Source organism: Flavobacterium noncentrifugens (assembly GCF_900100375.1).
Classification (GTDB): domain Bacteria; phylum Bacteroidota; class Bacteroidia; order Flavobacteriales; family Flavobacteriaceae; genus Flavobacterium; species Flavobacterium noncentrifugens.
In genome coordinates this window covers 1,032,498-1,050,579 of record NZ_FNEZ01000002.1, presented here as the reverse complement: position 1 = coordinate 1,050,579, position 18,082 = coordinate 1,032,498, and the positions used below count along the sequence as shown (strand labels likewise).

The following is an 18,082-nucleotide window of genomic DNA, read 5'->3' as shown; positions in this document are numbered from 1 at the left end:
ATAAATGAAACGATTATTTTTATTTGCTATGGTTCCGCTGCTGTCTTTTCAACAGGATTCCCCATTTAAGGGCGGAAAATATACGAATGCAACGAGCCTGATTTATGCCATTGAGATTTCAAATGACGGAGACAGGATCAAATTTTTCCTGAAGGAAAATGAAAATGATGCGCCCGGTGATGCGAAGTTTTGCGTCTATGGGGAGATCGTGCGAATCAAAAAGCATTATTTTGTGCAGCGCCTTAACGGAAATCACATTTCAAAAAGGCAGCAAAAAAAGCTTGAGATGAAACTCGAAGGCACTACCGTTATTTTTGCAGCAAACAACCTGCTAAACGATTTTTATGACGACTATACTTTGTATTCCGACGATATTAAATTTGAATACCAACCTTACTGATTATGTTTGTACGAATAGTAAAAATGAGCTTTCACGAAGAACACATTCCGGCTTTCCGCGAGAATTTTGATTTGATGAAAGAAAAAATACGATCTGCGCCCGGAAACCGTTTTCTGGAGTTGTATCAGGACAAGAATAATAAGAGTATTTTCTTCACGTACAGTTATTGGGAAACCGAACAAGACCTTGAAAACTACCGCCAGTCGGAGTTGTTCTATGATGTGTGGCAGTTTACAAAGAAGTTATTTAATGGCAAGCCGGAAGCGTGGAGCGTGGATAAGCTGGTGAGTTTGGAATAATTTCCGATTCAGATTCCCGATTAAACAATTAAACAAATCAACGATTACACAATAAATGAAAGCAATATTATTAAGAGAGATCAAATCGTTTTTCGGGTCGCCGGTGGGTTATCTGGTGATTGCGATTTTCCTTTTGCTCAACGGATTGTTCCTTTGGGTTTTTGAAGGCGATTACAACATTTTAAATTCGGGTTTCGCCGACCTGACGCCATTTTTCACAATTGCGCCGTGGATTTTGATCTTCCTGATTCCGGCCGTGACGATGCGGAGTTTTTCAGATGAAAGGAAACAAGGGACTTTGGAATTGCTGTTAACCAAACCTTTATCAGTATGGCAAATAGTGAACGGTAAATTCCTGGGTGCGATGCTGTTGATCATCATTGCAATCATTCCGACATTTATTTATGTTTGGGTGATTTCGGGATTGGGAATGCCGGTTGGAAACATCGATTTGGGCAGTACGATGGGATCGTATTTTGGATTGTTGTTTTTGATTGCGGCTTATTCTGCGATTGGTATTTTTACTTCGACCGTTTCAGAAAACCAGATCGTGGCGTTTATCCTTTCGGTGTTTTTATGCTTCGTATTTTACTTTGCTTTTGACGGTTTGGCGACTTATCTGCCAAGTGCCGAAAACTTTATTTCCTCACTCGGAATGGACAGTCATTTTAAAAGCATGAGCCGCGGCGTGATCGACACCAGAGACATTTTATACTTCGTCAGCCTGACGGTTTTATTCCTTTCGTTCACGGTTTACAAACTTAAATCCCTGAAATCGTAATGAAAGCAGCAACTAAAAACAACCTTCAGCATTTAGGATTTATCATTGCGGTTTTGGTCGTCGTAAATTTCGTCGGAAGCAAATATTTTGAGCGTTTTGATTTGACGGCTGACAAGCGTTATACGTTATCGAAAACATCGCTTCAAATTCTTGCAGAAGTCAAAGAACCGTTGATCATTGATGTGTTTTTGAAAGGACAATTTCCGGGTGAATTCAGGAAACTGCAAATTGAAACGCAGCAGATTTTAGAAGAATTTAAAGCCTATAATAAAAATATCACATTCCAATTTGTCAATCCATTGGAAAACGAAGACGAGCGCGACACAATTATGTCATCGTTTATACAGCGCGGCTTGACGCCAATTAATGTCACGATGGACGACAAAGGCAAGCAAACACAGGAAGTCGTTTTTCCGTGGGCGATTGCGACCTATCAGCAGCACAGTGTGAAGGTGCCGCTTTTGAAAAATTTAATGGGCGCGACAACAGCAGAAAAAGTTGTTACATCTGTGCAGCATCTCGAATATGCGTTTGCAAATGCGTTCAATACCATTGCAAAAGCGAAGGAAAAGAAAGTCGCTGTGATCAAAGGAAATGGCGAATTGCGCGACTTGCAGATGGCAGATTTTATCAAACAGGTTCGTGAAAATTATTATATCGGAACATTTACATTGGACTCTGTTGCTAAAAAACCGAATGAAAGCCTGGCTTATTTAAAGAAATATGACCTCGCAATTATTGCAAAACCTACCGAAAAATTCTCAGATGAAGAAAAATTAGTGCTTGATCAATTTGTGGCAAATGGCGGAAAAACATTGTGGCTCGTCGATCAGGTAAACATTGAAATGGACAGTTTGTACAACGAGAACGGCTCGACGCTTGCGTTTCCGTTTGACCTGAATTTGAACGATCTGTTCTTCAAATACGGTGTCCGCATCAATCCAACATTAATTAAAGATCTCATGGCTACGCCAATTGCACTTGCATCCGGCGACAAAGGCAGCGCGACACAATACACGCAATATCCGTGGTTTTATTCGCCAATGGTGTATCCGGCATCTAAAAACCCAATCGTGAGCAACGTAGACGGAATCAAATTCGAATTTGCCAACGGCATCGACACTTTGAAAAACGGCATCAAAAAGACCGTATTGCTTAAATCTTCGCCTTATTCGAAAACCGTTGGAACGCCTGTGGAAGTCAATCTAAATATGGTGACTGAACGTCCGGAACAATCGGAATTTACAGGAAAAGGAAACATTCCGGTGGCGGTTTTGCTCGAAGGAAAATTCCATTCGGTGTACCAAAACCGCGTACTGCCATTTCCTGAAAAAACGTTTATGGCGGAAGGAAAAAACAATAAAATGATCGTGATTTCCGATGGCGATGTCATCCGAAACCAGCTCGATAAAAATTACCAGCCGCTCGAGCTCGGTTATGACAAATGGACGAACAAATTTTACGGAAACAAGGAATTCCTGATGAATTGCGTGAATTACCTTTTGGATGACAACGGACTTATTAACATTCGATCGAAAGAAGTCAGCTTGCCAATCCTCGACAAAGAGAAAGTTTATGCCAATTATACGCGATCACAAGTCATAACTGTCGGACTTCCAATAGTCGTTCTGGCACTTTTCGGCATCGTATTCACATTCGCCAGAAAAAGGAAATATGCGCGCTAATGTTAATAAAATTCTTTTTGATATTTGACCGATTAGGATATATTTGTAGCTGGTATGCTATTTCAAATTAGTTTACACAAAAAATAAGACACAATGAAATTTATAGTATCGAGTTCGTACTTACTCAAACAATTACAGGTTCTTGGAAGCGTCATCAACAGCAGCAATACGTTGCCGATTTTGGACAATTTCCTATTCGAACTGGACAATAATGCTTTAACGGTTTCTTCTTCAGATCTCGAAACGACGATGTCTGCGACTTTGGAAATTGATTCTGAAAGTACCGGAAGTGTTGCCGTTCCAGCAAAATTGCTGTTGGAAATCCTTAAAACGTTTCCTGAGCAGCCGCTGACTTTTACCGTTGAGGAAAACAGTACGATCGAGATCAGCTCGAATTCTGGTAAATATGCTTTAGCGTACGCGCCGGGCGAAGAATTCCCGAAATCGGTGAATTTAGACGATCCGTCGACGACCTTGGTTCCTGCCGATGTATTGGCGACAGCCGTAAGCAAAACGATCTTCGCTGCCGGAAACGACGATTTGCGTCCGGTCATGTCGGGTGTTTTCTTCCAGTTTTCTCCTGAAGGCCTGACTTTCGTTGCCACGGATGCACACAAATTGGTAAAATATGCCCGTACAGATGTAAAAGCGTCGCAGGTGGCCGATTTTATCATGCCGAAGAAACCTTTGAACATTTTAAAAAGCATTTTAGGCGCTTCTGATGCAGAAGTGAAAATTGAATACAACGATTCGAATGCGACTTTTTCTTTCGACAATTATGTACTCATGTGCCGGTTGATCGATGGAAAATACCCAAATTATGAAGCGGTAATCCCAAAAGAAAACCCGAATAAATTAATGATCGACCGTTCGCAGTTCTTAAGCTCTGTGCGCCGTGTCGCGATTTTCTCAAATAAAACCACACACCAGATCCGTTTGAAAATTGCCGGGGCAGAATTGAATATTTCTGCTGAAGATATCGATTACTCAAACAAAGCCGAAGAGCGTTTGACCTGTGATTACCAGGGCGACGACATGCAGATTGGATTCAATTCGCGTTTCTTAACCGAAATGCTGACGAACCTGCAATCAGATATGATCATGCTTGAAATGTCTTTGCCAAACCGGGCTGGGATTTTAACGCCGGTGGACGGACTTGAAGACGGGGAAACTGTTACCATGCTGGTGATGCCGGTCATGCTAAACAATTAGACGATAACCTAACCAACCTTTTTACCAAAGCCGCAATGTCTTTATGATGCTGCGGCTTTTTTTTTGAAATTGATAATATTTAAAATAGTTATTCACAAAATTTTGAATTTGTCAGAATATTTTTAAAATTTGGACAGCAATAATTGCAACAATTTAATTAATTACGGAGCAACCGAAAATCCTTAAGAGTAGGAAAAACCTAACCAACAATTATGAAAAAAAATGTACTTGCAGGCTTACTATGCCTGGCTGTAGGAGCTGCAGCAAACGCACAAAAATTAGATAAATTTGGTGCCGACTTGGCGAAAAAATCAGTAATGGGAAAAGAGATCCGTGTTCCATACACTGACGTGACCAGTTATTTCGGTTATATTAAACCGGGCGCAGCTCCAGATGAAGTAAAAGCCGGCAAAAAAATGTATTATGTGTATGTATGGGTTCCGGTTGCTGCTCCTGAAATCGGGCTTCGCATGATCTCGCCAGCTCCAGACAGCGTAAAGCCAACGGATAAAGATTATGTATCTGCCGCATACAAAGACAATGCTACAGATACGAAAAGCTTCTTCGATACGTGGATCTCTTTCGAAAGAGCCGAAGGTATTTTCAAGCTTGAAGATGCTGCTGCCAAAGCAAAAACTGCTACGTGGACGAAAATCGATTCTAATGACGATTCTTCTGAAATGCCTGCACAGCCTTCAGGAAGCAAATACAATTCGTTGATGAGAATTACGAGCGAGACTTCAAACCCAACCAAAGCTTTGGTTATGGGATTGTACAGAATTGGCTTTACGACTTACAAAACAGGTGAAGTTCAGGGAAGTTTCCTTGCTCAAATTGGCGCTCCGGTAAAATTGCCTGGAGTGGCTGTTGCTGCGAATCCAGCTGATTTGGTTGCTGCTGCTAAAAAATAATTTTCTTTTTAAATATTAAAACCGCCGTGTTGTTACAACATGGTGGTTTTTTTTTGAATCATTAAGGAATTAAGTTTCATTAAGTTTAGCCTTCATGAAACTTAATTCCTTAATGGTTCATTTTTAAATAATTCAATTTTTAAATTTTAATCAGCAATCCGAATGAGCTTTTTATTCACAAATTCCTCAATCCCCAAAGCCGACAATTCGCGTCCATAACCCGAACGTTTGGTTCCGCCGAAAGGCAAATCCGGGCGTGAAGCCAATGATTCGTTGATAAAAACCATCCCGGTATCCATTTGATTGGCGACATTTATCGCGCGATTCGTGTCTTTGCTGAACACTGCGCCACCGAGTCCGAAACTTGTATCATTCGCCAATGCAATCGCCGCAGCTTCATCCTTAGCTTTGTAAAACGATGCAACCGGCCCGAATAATTCTTCTTTGTAAGCCGTCATTCCGGGTTTGAGATCTGTCAGAATTGTAAACTCGAAAAACGCTCCTTCGCGGTCGATGCGCTTGCCTCCGATTACAATTTTCGCACCTTCTTTAACGGTATCATTGACTTGTTTTTCTATAGTTTTTAACGCCTCTTCACTGACCATCGGGCCAATTTTTGTTTCCGGATCCATTGGATCGCCTACTTTTAAATTGGTGATTCTTGATTTGAATTTTTCTAGGAATTCATCTGCAATACTTTCAATAACAATAATTCTTTTTGCAGAAGTACAGGCTTGCCCGGTATTTCCAAATCGTCCAAGAACCGCTTTTTCAACTGCAAGTTCAATATCTGCATCTTCTAGAACAATAAAAGCATCACTTCCGCCGAGTTCCAAAACCGATTTTTTCAGGTTTTTCCCTGCTGCTTCGGCCATGCTTGAACCTGCTGCTTCGCTTCCAGTTAATGACATGCCGCAAATTCTTGGATCTTCAGCAAGTTTTGCGATGCGTTTTCCAGCCAGATATAAATTTGTAAAAATCCCCTCCGATGCACCGGCTTCTTCAAAGATTTTCTGGATCATTTGTGCGCATTGTGGCACATTTGAAGCGTGTTTGAGCATGACGACATTTCCCGCAATGATGTTTGGCGCGGTTAATCTTGCCACCTGATTAAACGGATAATTCCACGGTTCGATCGCGAGGATAATTCCAATTGGCGAATAGCGTACAAATGCTTTACCGCCGGTTGTTTCTATGGGTTTGTCTTTAAGGAAAGCTTCGCCGTTTTTGGCGTAATATTCATAAACGGACGCACACATTTCAATCTCGCTCTCGCTTTGGGCAATGAGTTTTCCCATTTCGAGCGTGATGAGTTCTGCAAGTTCGCGCTTTTTGCTTCGCATGATCTCAGCGACTTTAAACAGCAGTTTAGATCGGTCTTTGATATCAGAAATTTTCCAGGATTGATAGGCTTTGTGAGCGGTTGCAATTTTGCTTTCGAGCGTTTCATCTGAAATTTCATCAAATGTTTTTACGACTTTACTGTTGTATGGATTGACAGTCTGGATCGGCATAATGAAGTGATTTTTTGATTTTGAATACTTCTAAAATTACGAATTGCCGCTTCTTTTCCACGCCAATTAATCAAAGTTTAACTTTTAATTCTTTAAATAATCCCGGTTTTCGTCATCAGGAAAGTCGCGCTTTTATTCTGGCAGATTCCGTTGCGGAGTTTGTAATCAAAATGCAAGTCGTTGTTGATAATTTCGACTTCAAAGCATTTGTTTGCAAGCGATCCTGGAAATTCATTAGTCATTTGGCACACTTCAATATCGTGTGTCGCAATGGCGCCGATCGCTTGTTTTTCGATCATTTTTTTAACGACGCCGATCGTTCCGCTGCGCTTGTCATCGGAGTTTGTGCCGCGTAAGATTTCATCCAGCAATACAAATGCGCGTTTGTTTTCCAAACCGTCCATAATCTGCTTTAAGCGCTTGATCTCGGCATAAAAATAACTCTCGCTGTCGGCCAATGAATCCGACAAACGCATCGAAACCAAAACCGGCAACGGATGCACATTCGCTTCATCGGCACAGACCGCAGAACCGATTCCTGTTAAGACCATATTGATGCCGAGGCTGCGTAAAAACGTACTTTTCCCTGACATATTTGAGCCGGTTAAAATCATAAATTGCGGATTGAATTTGACATCATTCCCTGCACGTGTTTCTTTATTCAGCAACGGATGGCTCAGGTTTTTGAAGTCGATTGTATGTTGATCGTTGAGATTTGGAAAGGCAAAATCAGGGTTGTTGTAAGCCAGATTCGCGAGGCTCGAAAGCATTTCAAATTCACCAATTGTATCAAGCCATTTTTCCAATTGTGCAGAATGGTTTTTTCTCCAATGCAGCAATGCTTTTAAAACATGCACGTGAAACAGGAAGATTCCGTTGAACAATACCGTTGAGAATAAATTTGCAATACTATCCATGTTTGAGAAAAGTCCGGATAATTTTTTTAAATGTGCGCTTGCAGAATGATTTTCGACAAATAATTGCTGCTTTAAAACATTCGCTTTTTCAGATAAAAAGTTTTCGGTTTCGATATTTTTTACAATCTCGCTGTATTGGTTGATGATCTTGTCGATGCCTTCTGCGTGCTGGATTTCGGACTTGATTCTTTTCGTACACAATCCGAGCAGGAATAAGTTAAAAGCAAATAAGAATGAGGTGATTTTTATCAGGAAACTGTCATCTGTAATTAGATATCCGGCGAAAGATCCGATCAATAAAATCGGACTTAAAAATGACAAAAACACCTGAAATTTTGAAAGCGGTGAATTTCCAGACCGGCTCCAGCGTAGTAAATTTTCATATTGTTCTTTATTGTCATGGCTAATTTTTCCAAGTGCCATCAATTCGTGCCGCCATTCTAATTTTCCAGATAATTCTTGAATGGCAGCTTGGTTCTGCAGGATTTGCTCATTTGAAAGCAACGTCAGCAATTGATTCGCCAAAATTTTTTGTCCGATGAAAGTCGTAGTTCTGTTCAGATTCTGAAATAAGGAATGTTCGCCAAAAATATCGAGATCATAAGCGTACAAATGTGAAAAATCCTGATGCTGCGATCCATTTTCAAATGGCAGGCTTTTGCGTTCGAGGTAATCGATTTCATCAGAATTGATCTTTACCAGTGCTTGCTTCAACTTTTTCTGATACGATAATTCCGAATGCTTTCGCATCAGAAAAACAAAAACCACAAACAAAATCGCTGCTCCAACGAACCACAAATTTTCATTTCTTTTAATCCCGAAAAACAAAAATGCCAACAGCAGCAAAACGGTGATTAACCTTGCAATACTGATGGCATTGTAATTTTTGGTGATCGATTCGAGTTGGTCTGAAAAAGCTTCTTTTCGCTGTTGGTAAATGGTCATTTTGAAATTTTTATCCAACAAATATAAGCTTTACAGCTGCGTTTTTCTAATTTTCATGCAGCGCTAAAATTGGGATCTGCACATGATGCACGATTTTTTTCGTCAGGCTGAAATGGAACAGACCTTCGAGAAAACTTCTCTTATAATGCAGCATCGCGAGCAGATCGATGTTTTCAGTTTCGGTGAAATGCAGGATCGTTTCTTCAACATTTTCATTTTCGACGATGTGAAAATCAACATTTTCATTTTTAAACAGCAGTTGCCAGTCGGCCAGAACAACCTCTTTCAAATCGGAACTTGGCGTTTTCACATACAGGCAATGCACTTTGGCAGCGAAGCCATTTGCTAATTTCAGCAATTTCAGCAAGGCGGCCCTGTCTTTTTCTCTGAAACGCGACGTAAATGCAATATTTTTAATTTGGCTGTAATGGCTTTTTTCGGGAATGGCGAGCACGATAGCATCGGTATTTGAAAGGACATCTGAGGCGGTAGAACCCAGGAAAGTTTCCTTCAATCCGCTTGCGCCTTTGGTTCCGAGCACGATATAATCGATCTGTTCTTTTTTGGAAATTTCTTTAATATTTCCGACCAAATCGCCCATCAACAATTCGTGGCTCAGTTTAATGTGTCCCAGATTGTTCGCTTCAGCAATGTCGCGCAATAGCGGAATCTGGCCTTTGTAACTTTCAAACTGGCTCAGCTCGACCACATCGTAAATTTCGACGAGATAACTCGGAAAACCATCGGTATTGTTCACGACGGGAAGCTCGTAAACATGTAAGGTAATGATTTCAGCATCAATATTTTCAGCGAGTTTCAACGCATACACAAAGGCGTTTTTAGAAACTTCGGAAAAATCGGTAGGGAACAATATTTTTTTCATGTTGCGGTTCGTTTTGTTAGGTTGGCATTCTAAATTTACAAAATAATCCTGCGGGATTGCATTTCTTTTATCATTTTATTAGGGTTTGCAGTGATTGCTGCTTTTTGCTGCTGACGAACTTTAGCGTACTTTTGCAAAAAAATAACTGAATATGATCAATCAGGATTCTATTGTGGCATTGGCTACGCCTTCGGGCGCGGGCGCGATCGCCGTGATTCGGGTTTCGGGGGAAGATGCGATTGCGATTGGCGCCAAAGTTTTTCGTTCTGTAAAGGGAAAAGACCTTGAAAAGCAGAAGTCGCATACGTTGCATCTTGGACACATTGTCGACGGCCCGAAAATCCTCGATGAAGTCCTGTTCTCAATATTCAAAGGGCCAAATTCTTATACGGGAGAAAATACGGTTGAGATTTCATGCCACGGATCGACGTTCATCCAACAGCAAATCATCCAATTGTTGCTTAGAAACGGCTGCCGGATGGCAAATGCGGGCGAATTTACATTGCGCGCTTTTTTAAATGGAAAGCTCGATTTGTCGCAGGCTGAGGCTGTAGCCGATTTGATTTCGTCAGACAATGAAGCGTCGCACCAGATTGCAATGCAGCAAATGCGCGGCGGATTTTCGAATGAGATTGCGCAATTGCGTTCGGAATTATTGAATTTTGCTTCACTGATTGAACTCGAACTCGACTTTGCCGAAGAAGATGTGGAATTTGCCGATCGGACACAATTTCATGAATTGCTGAACCGGATCGAATTCGTTTTAAAACGCCTGATCGATTCGTTTGCCGTTGGAAATGTGATCAAAAACGGGATTCCTGTTGCGATTGTTGGCGAACCGAACGTTGGAAAATCGACTTTGCTGAATGCGCTGCTGAATGAAGAACGCGCCATAGTTTCGGAAATTGCAGGAACGACGCGCGACACGATTGAAGACGAACTGGTCATTGGCGGCATTGGTTTCCGGTTTATCGATACGGCCGGAATCCGCGAGACGGAAGATGTTGTCGAAAGTATCGGTATTAAAAAGACTTTTGAGAAAATCGCTCAGGCACAGGTGGTTGTTTATTTAATTGATAATGGACAATTGATAATGGATAATGGACGCATTTCGGAAATTAAGATTGAGATTGAGAAGATCAAAAACCAGTTTCCGCTGAAACCGTTAATTATTATCGGAAATAAAGTGGACAAGCTTGAAACTGCACAGATTGAAAACCTGAAATCTGAAATTCCGGATATTTTACTGATCTCTGCGAAGCAAAAAATTGGTGTGGAAGATTTGAAAACCACCTTGTTATCGTTCGTAAATACGGGTGCTTTACGGAATAATGAAACCATCGTGACCAATACACGGCATTATGATTCGCTGCTGAAAGCGCTTGAAGAAATACGAAAAGTGAAGTTTGGCCTTGAAAGCAATTTGTCTTCTGATTTGATGGCGATTGATATTAAGGAAGCGCTGTATCATTTTGGAATGATCACAGGTCAAGTGACAAATGATGAGTTGTTGGGGAATATTTTCGCGAACTTTTGCATCGGAAAATAACACAAAACAAACAACTATAAAAATTATTAAAATGCTAATCTACAAAAGGTTAGCATTTTTTTATTTGCTAAATCGCTAGGATATTTAGATTTAATGTGTTTAAATTTGCACCTCATTTGTACCTCGAAGACATCATCCATAAATGCGCAAGCAAACTGCGCTTTATTGCGTTGCTTTTTGCGCTCGCTTACCAATTGCCGGAGGTGCTCCATAATTAATCTTTAAAATTTAGAAATTATGGAAACTTCAATCAAAACAGCAAAATGGCAAACGGTTTCAGAGATCCAGCTTATCTATAAAACTTCCGTAAAGCCTTCTGAGCGGCCACAAATACAGTCCTCTGCCTCGGCATATGATATATTGATGCAGGCCTGGGATCAAAACAAAATCGAATTCATTGAGCAATTTAAAATCGTGCTGCTCAATAAGGGTAATAAGGTATTAGGGATTTACGAACTGTCGACCGGTGGCATAAGTGGCACTGTAGTGGACGTCCGGTTAATATTTGCTGCAGCACTAAAAGCCAATGCATCGGGCATTATCATGGCCCATAACCACCCATCGGATAATTTGAAAGCGAGCGACGCCGATAAAGAAATTACCAAAAAAATCGTCAGTGCGGGAAAACTCCTTGACATACCGGTGCTCGACCATTTAATTGTCACAACTGAAAATTATTATTCCTTTGCGGACAATGGTGTGCTGTGAGCACTCCATTTTTAATTTTTTTAAATTTTAGATAAATATCTTTACAACGATTCACCTGTAGAGACCAGAAATAAATTATTTATTTTTTGCTTTGTTATCGTCGATAATAATTTTTATCGTGAAATTTATGATAGCACCCGGAACGCTGCAGCGGACATAAAAAATATTATAAGCTACTTCAATAACTTATTGGTGAAAAGATAATCCGCCGTCTGGTACCATGAAATCGTCTCCTCAAGAAAAGCCTTTTCAACCGGTAACGGCCTCAGGCTATTGTCTTTTTTTTCCCAGCTATAAAATGCCTGTTTTTTCTGGTCGGATAAAATCATAACCTTGTCCCTTTTCATTAAAACAAGTTTCCTATAAGTTCCAATCAGCGATCGTTCCTCAAAATTATTGTCAAGTACATTTCTGCCAAAGAAATCTGACTCATAATTCCAGTGCATCAAGGAAAAAAGTGTCGGGAACAAATCGATCTGCGAGCATTGCTTCTCGATTTTCAGAACGCCTGCTTCAGGAAAATTCACTATAAAAGCCGGAATGTGGTAATTGGCTATATCAATTTCGTCTTTTCCGGCACTGCTTGCACAATGATCGGCGACAATCATGAAAACCGTATTGTTAAACCATGGTTTTTTGCTAGCTTTTTTAAAGAGTTCCCGCAGTGCAAAATCAGTGTATTTCACGGCTCCCTCACGGCTAGTACCCGATGGAATGTCAATCCTGCCTGCAGGATACGTAAACGGCCTGTGATTCGATGTGGTCATCACAAAATTGAAAAACGGCTTTTTGTTTTTGTGTTGCATGTCGGCAACTTTGAGCAATTTATTGAAAATATCTTCATCGCAGATTCCCCATGCATTTTCAAATGTGACTTCGCTGTCATCAATATTATTGCGGGTTGTCTTGATATCGTCTCCCAAAACACTTCCGCGACCGCGATCGTAAATATTAAAGCCATTCCCTCCGAAATAAGAGTTCATATTGTCAAAATAACCATCACCACCGTAAAAGAAATTGCAGTCATAATGCCTTTTCTTAAAGACACTGCAAACCGTATACAGATTATGGTTGTCTGGCCTTTTTACAACGCTTTGCCCTGGTGTTGGCGGAATGCACAAGGTCACGGCTTCCATACCACGTACAGTTCTGGTGCCGGTTGCGTAAAGGTTTTCGAAGAAAATGCTTTTCTGGGCGAGGCTGTCTAAAAATGGTGTGATATTTTGTTTGTTGCCAAATTCCTTCAGGAAACTCCCGCTCAGGCTTTCGACGAGAATAAAAACAACATTTTTCTTTAGTCCCGGGCCCAAACTGTCCGAAATTGTCCTGTGGATGGAGTAACCGCTTTCGGTGAATTTCGAGTCATTGCTTTTCAGTTTATCGCGGACAATGGCAAAAGCCCTATCCTTTTCTATTGAAGTGTAAAACTGGACATACTCCATCTGGTTGTTTCTGAAAGCGGCAAAAAAAGAATAGATTCCTGATTTTGAAATTTCCGAGTTGTATCTGTTTACTGACCATTCTGCCTGGTAATTCTTAATCAATGAAATGTAAAAAAGAGAAACAATTACAGCAGTTATCAAAACAGTCAAACGTTGTTTTAAAGAGGCTTTATGAGTAAAGGTGCTTGTAAAAGCTTTTCGTTTGAAGAACAAAAATAGCACTGTTGCAGTTATGAGCAATACACCTCCGATCAATAACGGCAAAGGATAAGATTCCTTAATATTTGCAACAACTTCATGGGTGTAAATCAAGTAATCAACTGCGATAAAATTAAACCTGGTCTTAAATTCATCCCAAAAAGTGATCTCAGCGAAAAAAGTAAAGACTAAAATGAATATTTCAAGTGCCGTAAAAAAATAAACCAAAGCCTTGTCAGCCCATGAGCCGATCCACCGGTTTGGCATGATGGCATAATAAAAGATTGCCATAAGGCTTAGAAAAGTTACGGTTCCTATGTCAAAAAATAATCCCGTCAATAGTGTCCGCAATACGTTGATTGCATTCCACGAAACCTGGTCGTATTCCCATACAAGAAAAACGGCTCTCAAAAATTGCGATGTCAAAAGGAACCACACGATAAAATAAAACAGCAACGAAAATCTGCCTTGAGGTACAATTCTTTTGAACATATATTTTGGATTTTAATTCGTTTGCAAATTTTCAAACGCAAACTGCAGCAATAGGGACAGTAGATATAATGGGATAAAATTGCTGTATAATTCGCCATCTACAAATGACGACCGACAGCGTAAAAAGTGATGCTGGTCACTTTTCCTTTTGATTTTGTTTCAACTGCTCAAATTGCGATTCTTAAAGTATCTGGACAAGTGTCGCGCATCACTTATCGAAGTGACGCATGTCATTCCACGCGTGATATCTCTTGTGCAAATTTGTATTATTATCATTAGCATGCTTTTCCATTTGAGGTGAAGCAATTCAATAACATTTAATTAAAAAAGATTATGAAAACAAAGTCTAAAAAAATGGCCGCAGAAATTACCTCTGCACTCACAGAAGCTACATTGGTTAAATCAAGTGGAAAAAAAATAATGAAACGGATCGATGAAACCGCAAAAAAAATGGCCAGGAAGATCAATAAAAGGATTGATGCAGCTACTGGAAAAACACAAAAAAATATTTTGAAAAAAGAAAAGAAAAATGCTAAGAAAACAGAGAAAAAATTAATTCCTGAAAATGCATCAAAGTAGTTTAGATAAAACTGCAAGGCGAGATAAACAGCAGTCTCAAAAAGCAAAGCAAAAAAGATCGAAAAGCGATTATTAAATTCTTTAACAGATTGAAATCATGTACTATACAAATTATTATTGGGGTATGAACTTTATCTGGTGGATCCTTTGGATCGTAATGATCCTTTGGGTATTTGCCGTACCTTATGACATACCCGGGCAGAGAAGCAAGAAAGACACCCCCGCTGGACATCCTGAAAAAACGGTATGCTTCCGGCCAGATCAACAAGGATGAATACAACGAAAAAAAAGCCAACATTGAGAAAGCCTGAAATTTAAAATCAGCAAGAAAAAAGAAACATCACAATACCAGGCCAGGCAACGAGGTTGTCATTTGCATGCATTTGGCGCAACAATTAAAAAACTGTTACAACGATGAAAAATATCTCAAAGCTCTTGGAATTACTCGGTGACCAAAGTGGAGATTTGCTAAGCCACCAGTGCAAAGCAATTCCCAAAGAGTCTCTCCAATTGCCCGGCGCGTCATATCTGGACGATATTTTTATCCCAAGTAACAGGAGTGCCCAAAGCATCCGTAGCCTGAACCAAATCTACCGGCATGGAGTACTCGGCGGAAGCGGATACCTTTCCATATTGCCTGTTGACCAAGGGGTCGAACATACCGCCGGGAGTTCTTTTTCCAGGAATCCTATCTATTTTGACCCTGAGAATATCATAAAGCTGGCAATTGCCTCCGGGTGTAATGCCGTTGCCTCTACTATGGGTGCAATGGCGATGGTATCTCGAAAATATGCCCATAAGATTCCGTTCATAGTAAAGATAAACCATAACGAGCTGCTCACCTATCCAAATAAGTACGACCAGATCATGTTTGCCAGCGTGCGCGATGCCTGGAACATCGGCGCAGTTGCTATTGGCGCTACCGTGTTTTTTGGCTCGCCAGAATCTGACAGGCAGATTATTGAGGTTGCCAATGCCTTCGAAGAGGCACACAATCTTGGGATGGCTACCGTTTTGTGGTGTTATTCAAGGAATCCAGCATTCATAAAAAATGGTGTTGACTATAACACTGCCGCAGATATTACCGGACAGGCGAACTACCTTGGGGTTACAATACAGGCAGATATCATCAAACAGAAACTCCCCGAATGCAATGGAGGTTTTACGGCCATAGCATTCGCAAAGAGCAATCCTGATATGTATTCCGAATTATGCACTGACCATCCAATAGACCGTTGCCGATACCAGGTGCTAAACTGTTTTTCAGGGCGCATCAATATGTTGAACTCCGGAGGAGAATCAAAAGGCGCGACCGATATGGCTCAAGCATTGAGGACTGCGATTATAAACAAACGTGCAGGCGGTGCAGGAATTATCATGGGCAGGAAGTCCTTTGAGCGTCCATTTAAAGAAGGTGTCGAACTGATTCAGGCCGTACAGGAAATCTACCTGTCGGAAGAAATCACAATCGCCTGAAGTCGACAGAAGATACAATACATAATTTTAAGCAAGATATTTTCAAAAATAATAAAGTGCTTTAAATCACTTCCCAACGTGCCATCTGTCATTTTCTAGTCCAAAGCACATCCACACCTTTGTCAGAGATTTCTTTTAAATAATCTTAAAAAAATAATCATTTAAAACAACTATTATGAAAAACACACTTCTCGCTCTTCTCATGGGCACCACAATCCTGCTTGGCAGTTGCAACAAATCCTCAAAAAAGGACTTGGATGATGCCAAAGTAAATATTACCGAAGCCAATCAGGATCTCAAGGAAGCTGCCAAGGATGCCAATGCTGAGGCAAAGCAAAAAACTGTGGCAGAATGGAAAACTTTTAAGGAAAACTCAGAAACCGCGATCAAAGACCTGGATGCTAAAGTAAAACAGCTTGAAGCAAAAATGGCAAAAGCGGATAAGAAAGAAAATGAGCGGTTGAAAAGCAATTTATCCGCATCAAGGGAACAGCTCGAAGACCTGAAAGGCAGGCTGCGTGAATCAGATATGGAATTTTCCAACAACATGGAAAAATCCGACCAGGCTTTCGTAGACCGAAACGAGTCTTTTAAAAGAGAGTTCAAACATGATATGGATGAACTGGGCAAAGCAATCGAGGACCTTTTCAAAAATAATGTAAAATAACAATAAAAAAAATACCATGTCTATAAGCACAACAGATCCAAACACAAATATTGTGATCAAAACCTTTGAAGAAATGAACGACGACGCACTCGAAACGGCTGTCGCCAATGCATCGGAAGCTTTTAACAGCTGGAGAAAAACACCCTTTTCCCAGCGTGCCGATTTAATGCACAAAGTAGCATCGCTGATGCGCGATAAGAAAGAAATGCTGGCCAAAATTATTACCCTGGAAATGGGTAAGCTCATCTCACAGGCTGAAGCAGAAATTGACCTCAGCGCAAGCATCATTGACTACTATGCCGACAATGGCGAAAAATTCCTCGCAGATAAACATCTCGATCCTGAATACGGGAAAGCCTTTATCCGTTACGCGCCACTGGGAGTGGTCTTTGCAGTAGAGCCATGGAATTTTCCGTTCTACCAAGTCGCCCGTTTTGCGGGTCCGAATATAATCGCAGGAAACACCGTCCTGATCAAGCATGCCTCGATCGTTCCCCAGTGTGCCATCGCTATTGCCGATTTATTTGAAGAAGCCGGAGCGCCAAAAGGATTGTATACCAACCTGCTGATTTCTGGAAAAAGAGCATCCGCATTGGTTTCCGATGTACGAATCAAAGGGGTTTCCCTGACCGGAAGTGAGGCCGCCGGGGCAAGCCTGGCTGCCGAAGCCGGAAGGAATCTCAAAAAATCTGTTCTTGAACTCGGCGGAAATGATGCCTTTATAGTATTGGAAGATGCCGACATTGATAAAACAGTCGATTGGGCCCTTGTAGGAAGGATCAATAACAATGGCCAATGCTGTGTTGCCTCAAAAAGATTTATTGTCGTTGAGGCTGTTGCCGATGAATTCCTTAAAAAATTCACCCAGAAAATGGAATCCCTGAAGGTTGGAGATCCAATGGATCGTACTACAGAATTGGGACCGCTTTGCAATGAGGAAGCCGCTGTACTAATAGCAGACCAAGTAATGCGCTCTGTCGATGCCGGAGCAAAATTGGTTCTGGGAGGCAGCCGACTCAAACGTCCGGGTGCCTTTATGGAACCCACGATACTCACCGACCTGAAACCGGGAATGGCCGCCTACCACGAAGAACTTTTTGGTCCGGTCGCATCATTTTACCGTGTTAAGGATGAACAGGCTGCAATCGATTTGGCCAACGACAGTCCATTTGGGCTCGGAGGTTCAGTATTTACAAGCGATATTGAAAGAGGTAAGCGCGTCGCAGACGAAATTGACACGGGAATGGTATTTATAAACCATCCGACGTGGACACAGGCCGACCTGCCCTTTGGCGGAACCAAAAGGTCTGGTTATGGACGCGAGCTTTCTGAACTTGGCATCAATGAATTCGTCAATAAGAAACTGATCCGTATCAGTGCACTCTCAGATCCATTCTAGGACCTGTAACAGCGATAGTAAAGCG

At 41.1% G+C, this 18,082-nt stretch carries 17 protein-coding genes; 13 read left to right on the top strand and 4 right to left on the bottom strand.

Annotation, left to right across the window (positions count from 1 at the left end; genetic code table 11):
• Positions 1–4: 4 nt before the first annotated feature.
• The 6 genes from BLS32_RS09505 (at position 5) to BLS32_RS09480 (ending at position 5,288) form a co-directional block, all read left to right on the top strand.
• Positions 5–400, top strand: a complete 396-nt coding sequence (locus BLS32_RS09505; protein ID WP_139171726.1) for a hypothetical protein — start codon at positions 5–7, stop codon at positions 398–400.
• 2 nt (positions 401–402) lie between these two features.
• Entirely contained in the window at positions 403–699 is a 297-nt protein-coding gene (locus BLS32_RS09500; protein ID WP_091394542.1) for a putative quinol monooxygenase, read from the top strand.
• Between the two features lie 55 nt (positions 700–754).
• A complete protein-coding gene (gldF, locus tag BLS32_RS09495) occupies positions 755–1,480 on the top strand; it encodes a gliding motility-associated ABC transporter permease subunit GldF (RefSeq protein ID WP_091394539.1) in 726 nt (241 codons plus the stop codon).
• On the top strand, positions 1,480–3,165 hold the full coding sequence (gene gldG / locus BLS32_RS09490) for a gliding motility-associated ABC transporter substrate-binding protein GldG (RefSeq protein WP_091394536.1): 1,686 nt from the start codon (positions 1,480–1,482) through the stop codon (positions 3,163–3,165). Before gldF ends, gldG begins: the two co-directional genes overlap by 1 nt.
• A gap of 93 nt (positions 3,166–3,258) precedes the next feature.
• Positions 3,259–4,377: a DNA polymerase III subunit beta gene (dnaN, locus tag BLS32_RS09485; RefSeq protein ID WP_091394533.1), complete on the top strand. Its 1,119-nt coding sequence runs from the start codon at positions 3,259–3,261 to the stop codon at positions 4,375–4,377.
• A gap of 212 nt (positions 4,378–4,589) precedes the next feature.
• The gene (locus BLS32_RS09480; RefSeq protein ID WP_091394530.1) at positions 4,590–5,288 is read left to right on the top strand and encodes a LipL32 family surface lipoprotein; all 699 of its coding nucleotides are present in this window, start codon (positions 4,590–4,592) and stop codon (positions 5,286–5,288) included.
• A gap of 146 nt (positions 5,289–5,434) precedes the next feature.
• Here BLS32_RS09480 and BLS32_RS09475 read toward each other — a convergent pair whose 3' ends face one another.
• The 3 genes from BLS32_RS09475 to BLS32_RS09465 form a co-directional block, all read right to left on the bottom strand.
• On the bottom strand, positions 5,435–6,802 hold the full coding sequence (locus BLS32_RS09475) for an NAD-dependent succinate-semialdehyde dehydrogenase (RefSeq protein ID WP_091394527.1): 1,368 nt from the start codon (positions 6,800–6,802) through the stop codon (positions 5,435–5,437).
• Between the two features lie 92 nt (positions 6,803–6,894).
• Entirely contained in the window at positions 6,895–8,664 is a 1,770-nt protein-coding gene (locus BLS32_RS09470) for a MutS-related protein (RefSeq protein ID WP_091394523.1), read from the bottom strand.
• Positions 8,665–8,710: 46 nt separating this feature from the next.
• Complete coding sequence (locus BLS32_RS09465; protein ID WP_091394519.1) at positions 8,711–9,547, bottom strand: universal stress protein; 837 nt, start codon at positions 9,545–9,547, stop codon at positions 8,711–8,713.
• 151 nt (positions 9,548–9,698) lie between these two features.
• On the opposite strand from BLS32_RS09465, the gene mnmE reads away from it, so the two are divergent.
• Both mnmE and BLS32_RS09450 read left to right on the top strand, forming a co-directional pair.
• Complete coding sequence (mnmE, locus tag BLS32_RS09460; RefSeq protein WP_091394515.1) at positions 9,699–11,096, top strand: tRNA uridine-5-carboxymethylaminomethyl(34) synthesis GTPase MnmE; 1,398 nt, start codon at positions 9,699–9,701, stop codon at positions 11,094–11,096.
• A 237-nt stretch (positions 11,097–11,333) separates the two neighbouring features.
• Entirely contained in the window at positions 11,334–11,804 is a 471-nt protein-coding gene (locus BLS32_RS09450) for a JAB domain-containing protein (protein WP_091394509.1), read from the top strand.
• A gap of 173 nt (positions 11,805–11,977) precedes the next feature.
• On the opposite strand, the gene BLS32_RS09445 is transcribed toward BLS32_RS09450, so the two are convergent.
• Positions 11,978–13,936: an LTA synthase family protein gene (locus tag BLS32_RS09445; protein WP_091394506.1), complete on the bottom strand. Its 1,959-nt coding sequence runs from the start codon at positions 13,934–13,936 to the stop codon at positions 11,978–11,980.
• 333 nt (positions 13,937–14,269) lie between these two features.
• On the opposite strand from BLS32_RS09445, the gene BLS32_RS09440 reads away from it, so the two are divergent.
• The 5 genes from BLS32_RS09440 to BLS32_RS09420 all read left to right on the top strand — a co-directional run bounded on the left by BLS32_RS09440 (position 14,270) and on the right by BLS32_RS09420 (position 18,057).
• A complete protein-coding gene (locus tag BLS32_RS09440) occupies positions 14,270–14,515 on the top strand; it encodes a hypothetical protein (RefSeq protein ID WP_091394503.1) in 246 nt (81 codons plus the stop codon).
• Between the two features lie 185 nt (positions 14,516–14,700).
• Positions 14,701–14,826 (top strand): SHOCT domain-containing protein, encoded by a 126-nt coding sequence (locus tag BLS32_RS18680; RefSeq protein ID WP_245699376.1) that lies wholly within the window; start codon positions 14,701–14,703, stop codon positions 14,824–14,826.
• A 103-nt stretch (positions 14,827–14,929) separates the two neighbouring features.
• Complete coding sequence (locus BLS32_RS09430; protein ID WP_091394500.1) at positions 14,930–15,991, top strand: class I fructose-bisphosphate aldolase; 1,062 nt, start codon at positions 14,930–14,932, stop codon at positions 15,989–15,991.
• A gap of 175 nt (positions 15,992–16,166) precedes the next feature.
• Positions 16,167–16,658 (top strand): hypothetical protein, encoded by a 492-nt coding sequence (locus BLS32_RS18285; protein ID WP_139171725.1) that lies wholly within the window; start codon positions 16,167–16,169, stop codon positions 16,656–16,658.
• Positions 16,659–16,674: 16 nt separating this feature from the next.
• Positions 16,675–18,057: an NAD-dependent succinate-semialdehyde dehydrogenase gene (locus tag BLS32_RS09420; RefSeq protein WP_091394496.1), complete on the top strand. Its 1,383-nt coding sequence runs from the start codon at positions 16,675–16,677 to the stop codon at positions 18,055–18,057.
• Positions 18,058–18,082 lie beyond the last annotated feature (25 nt).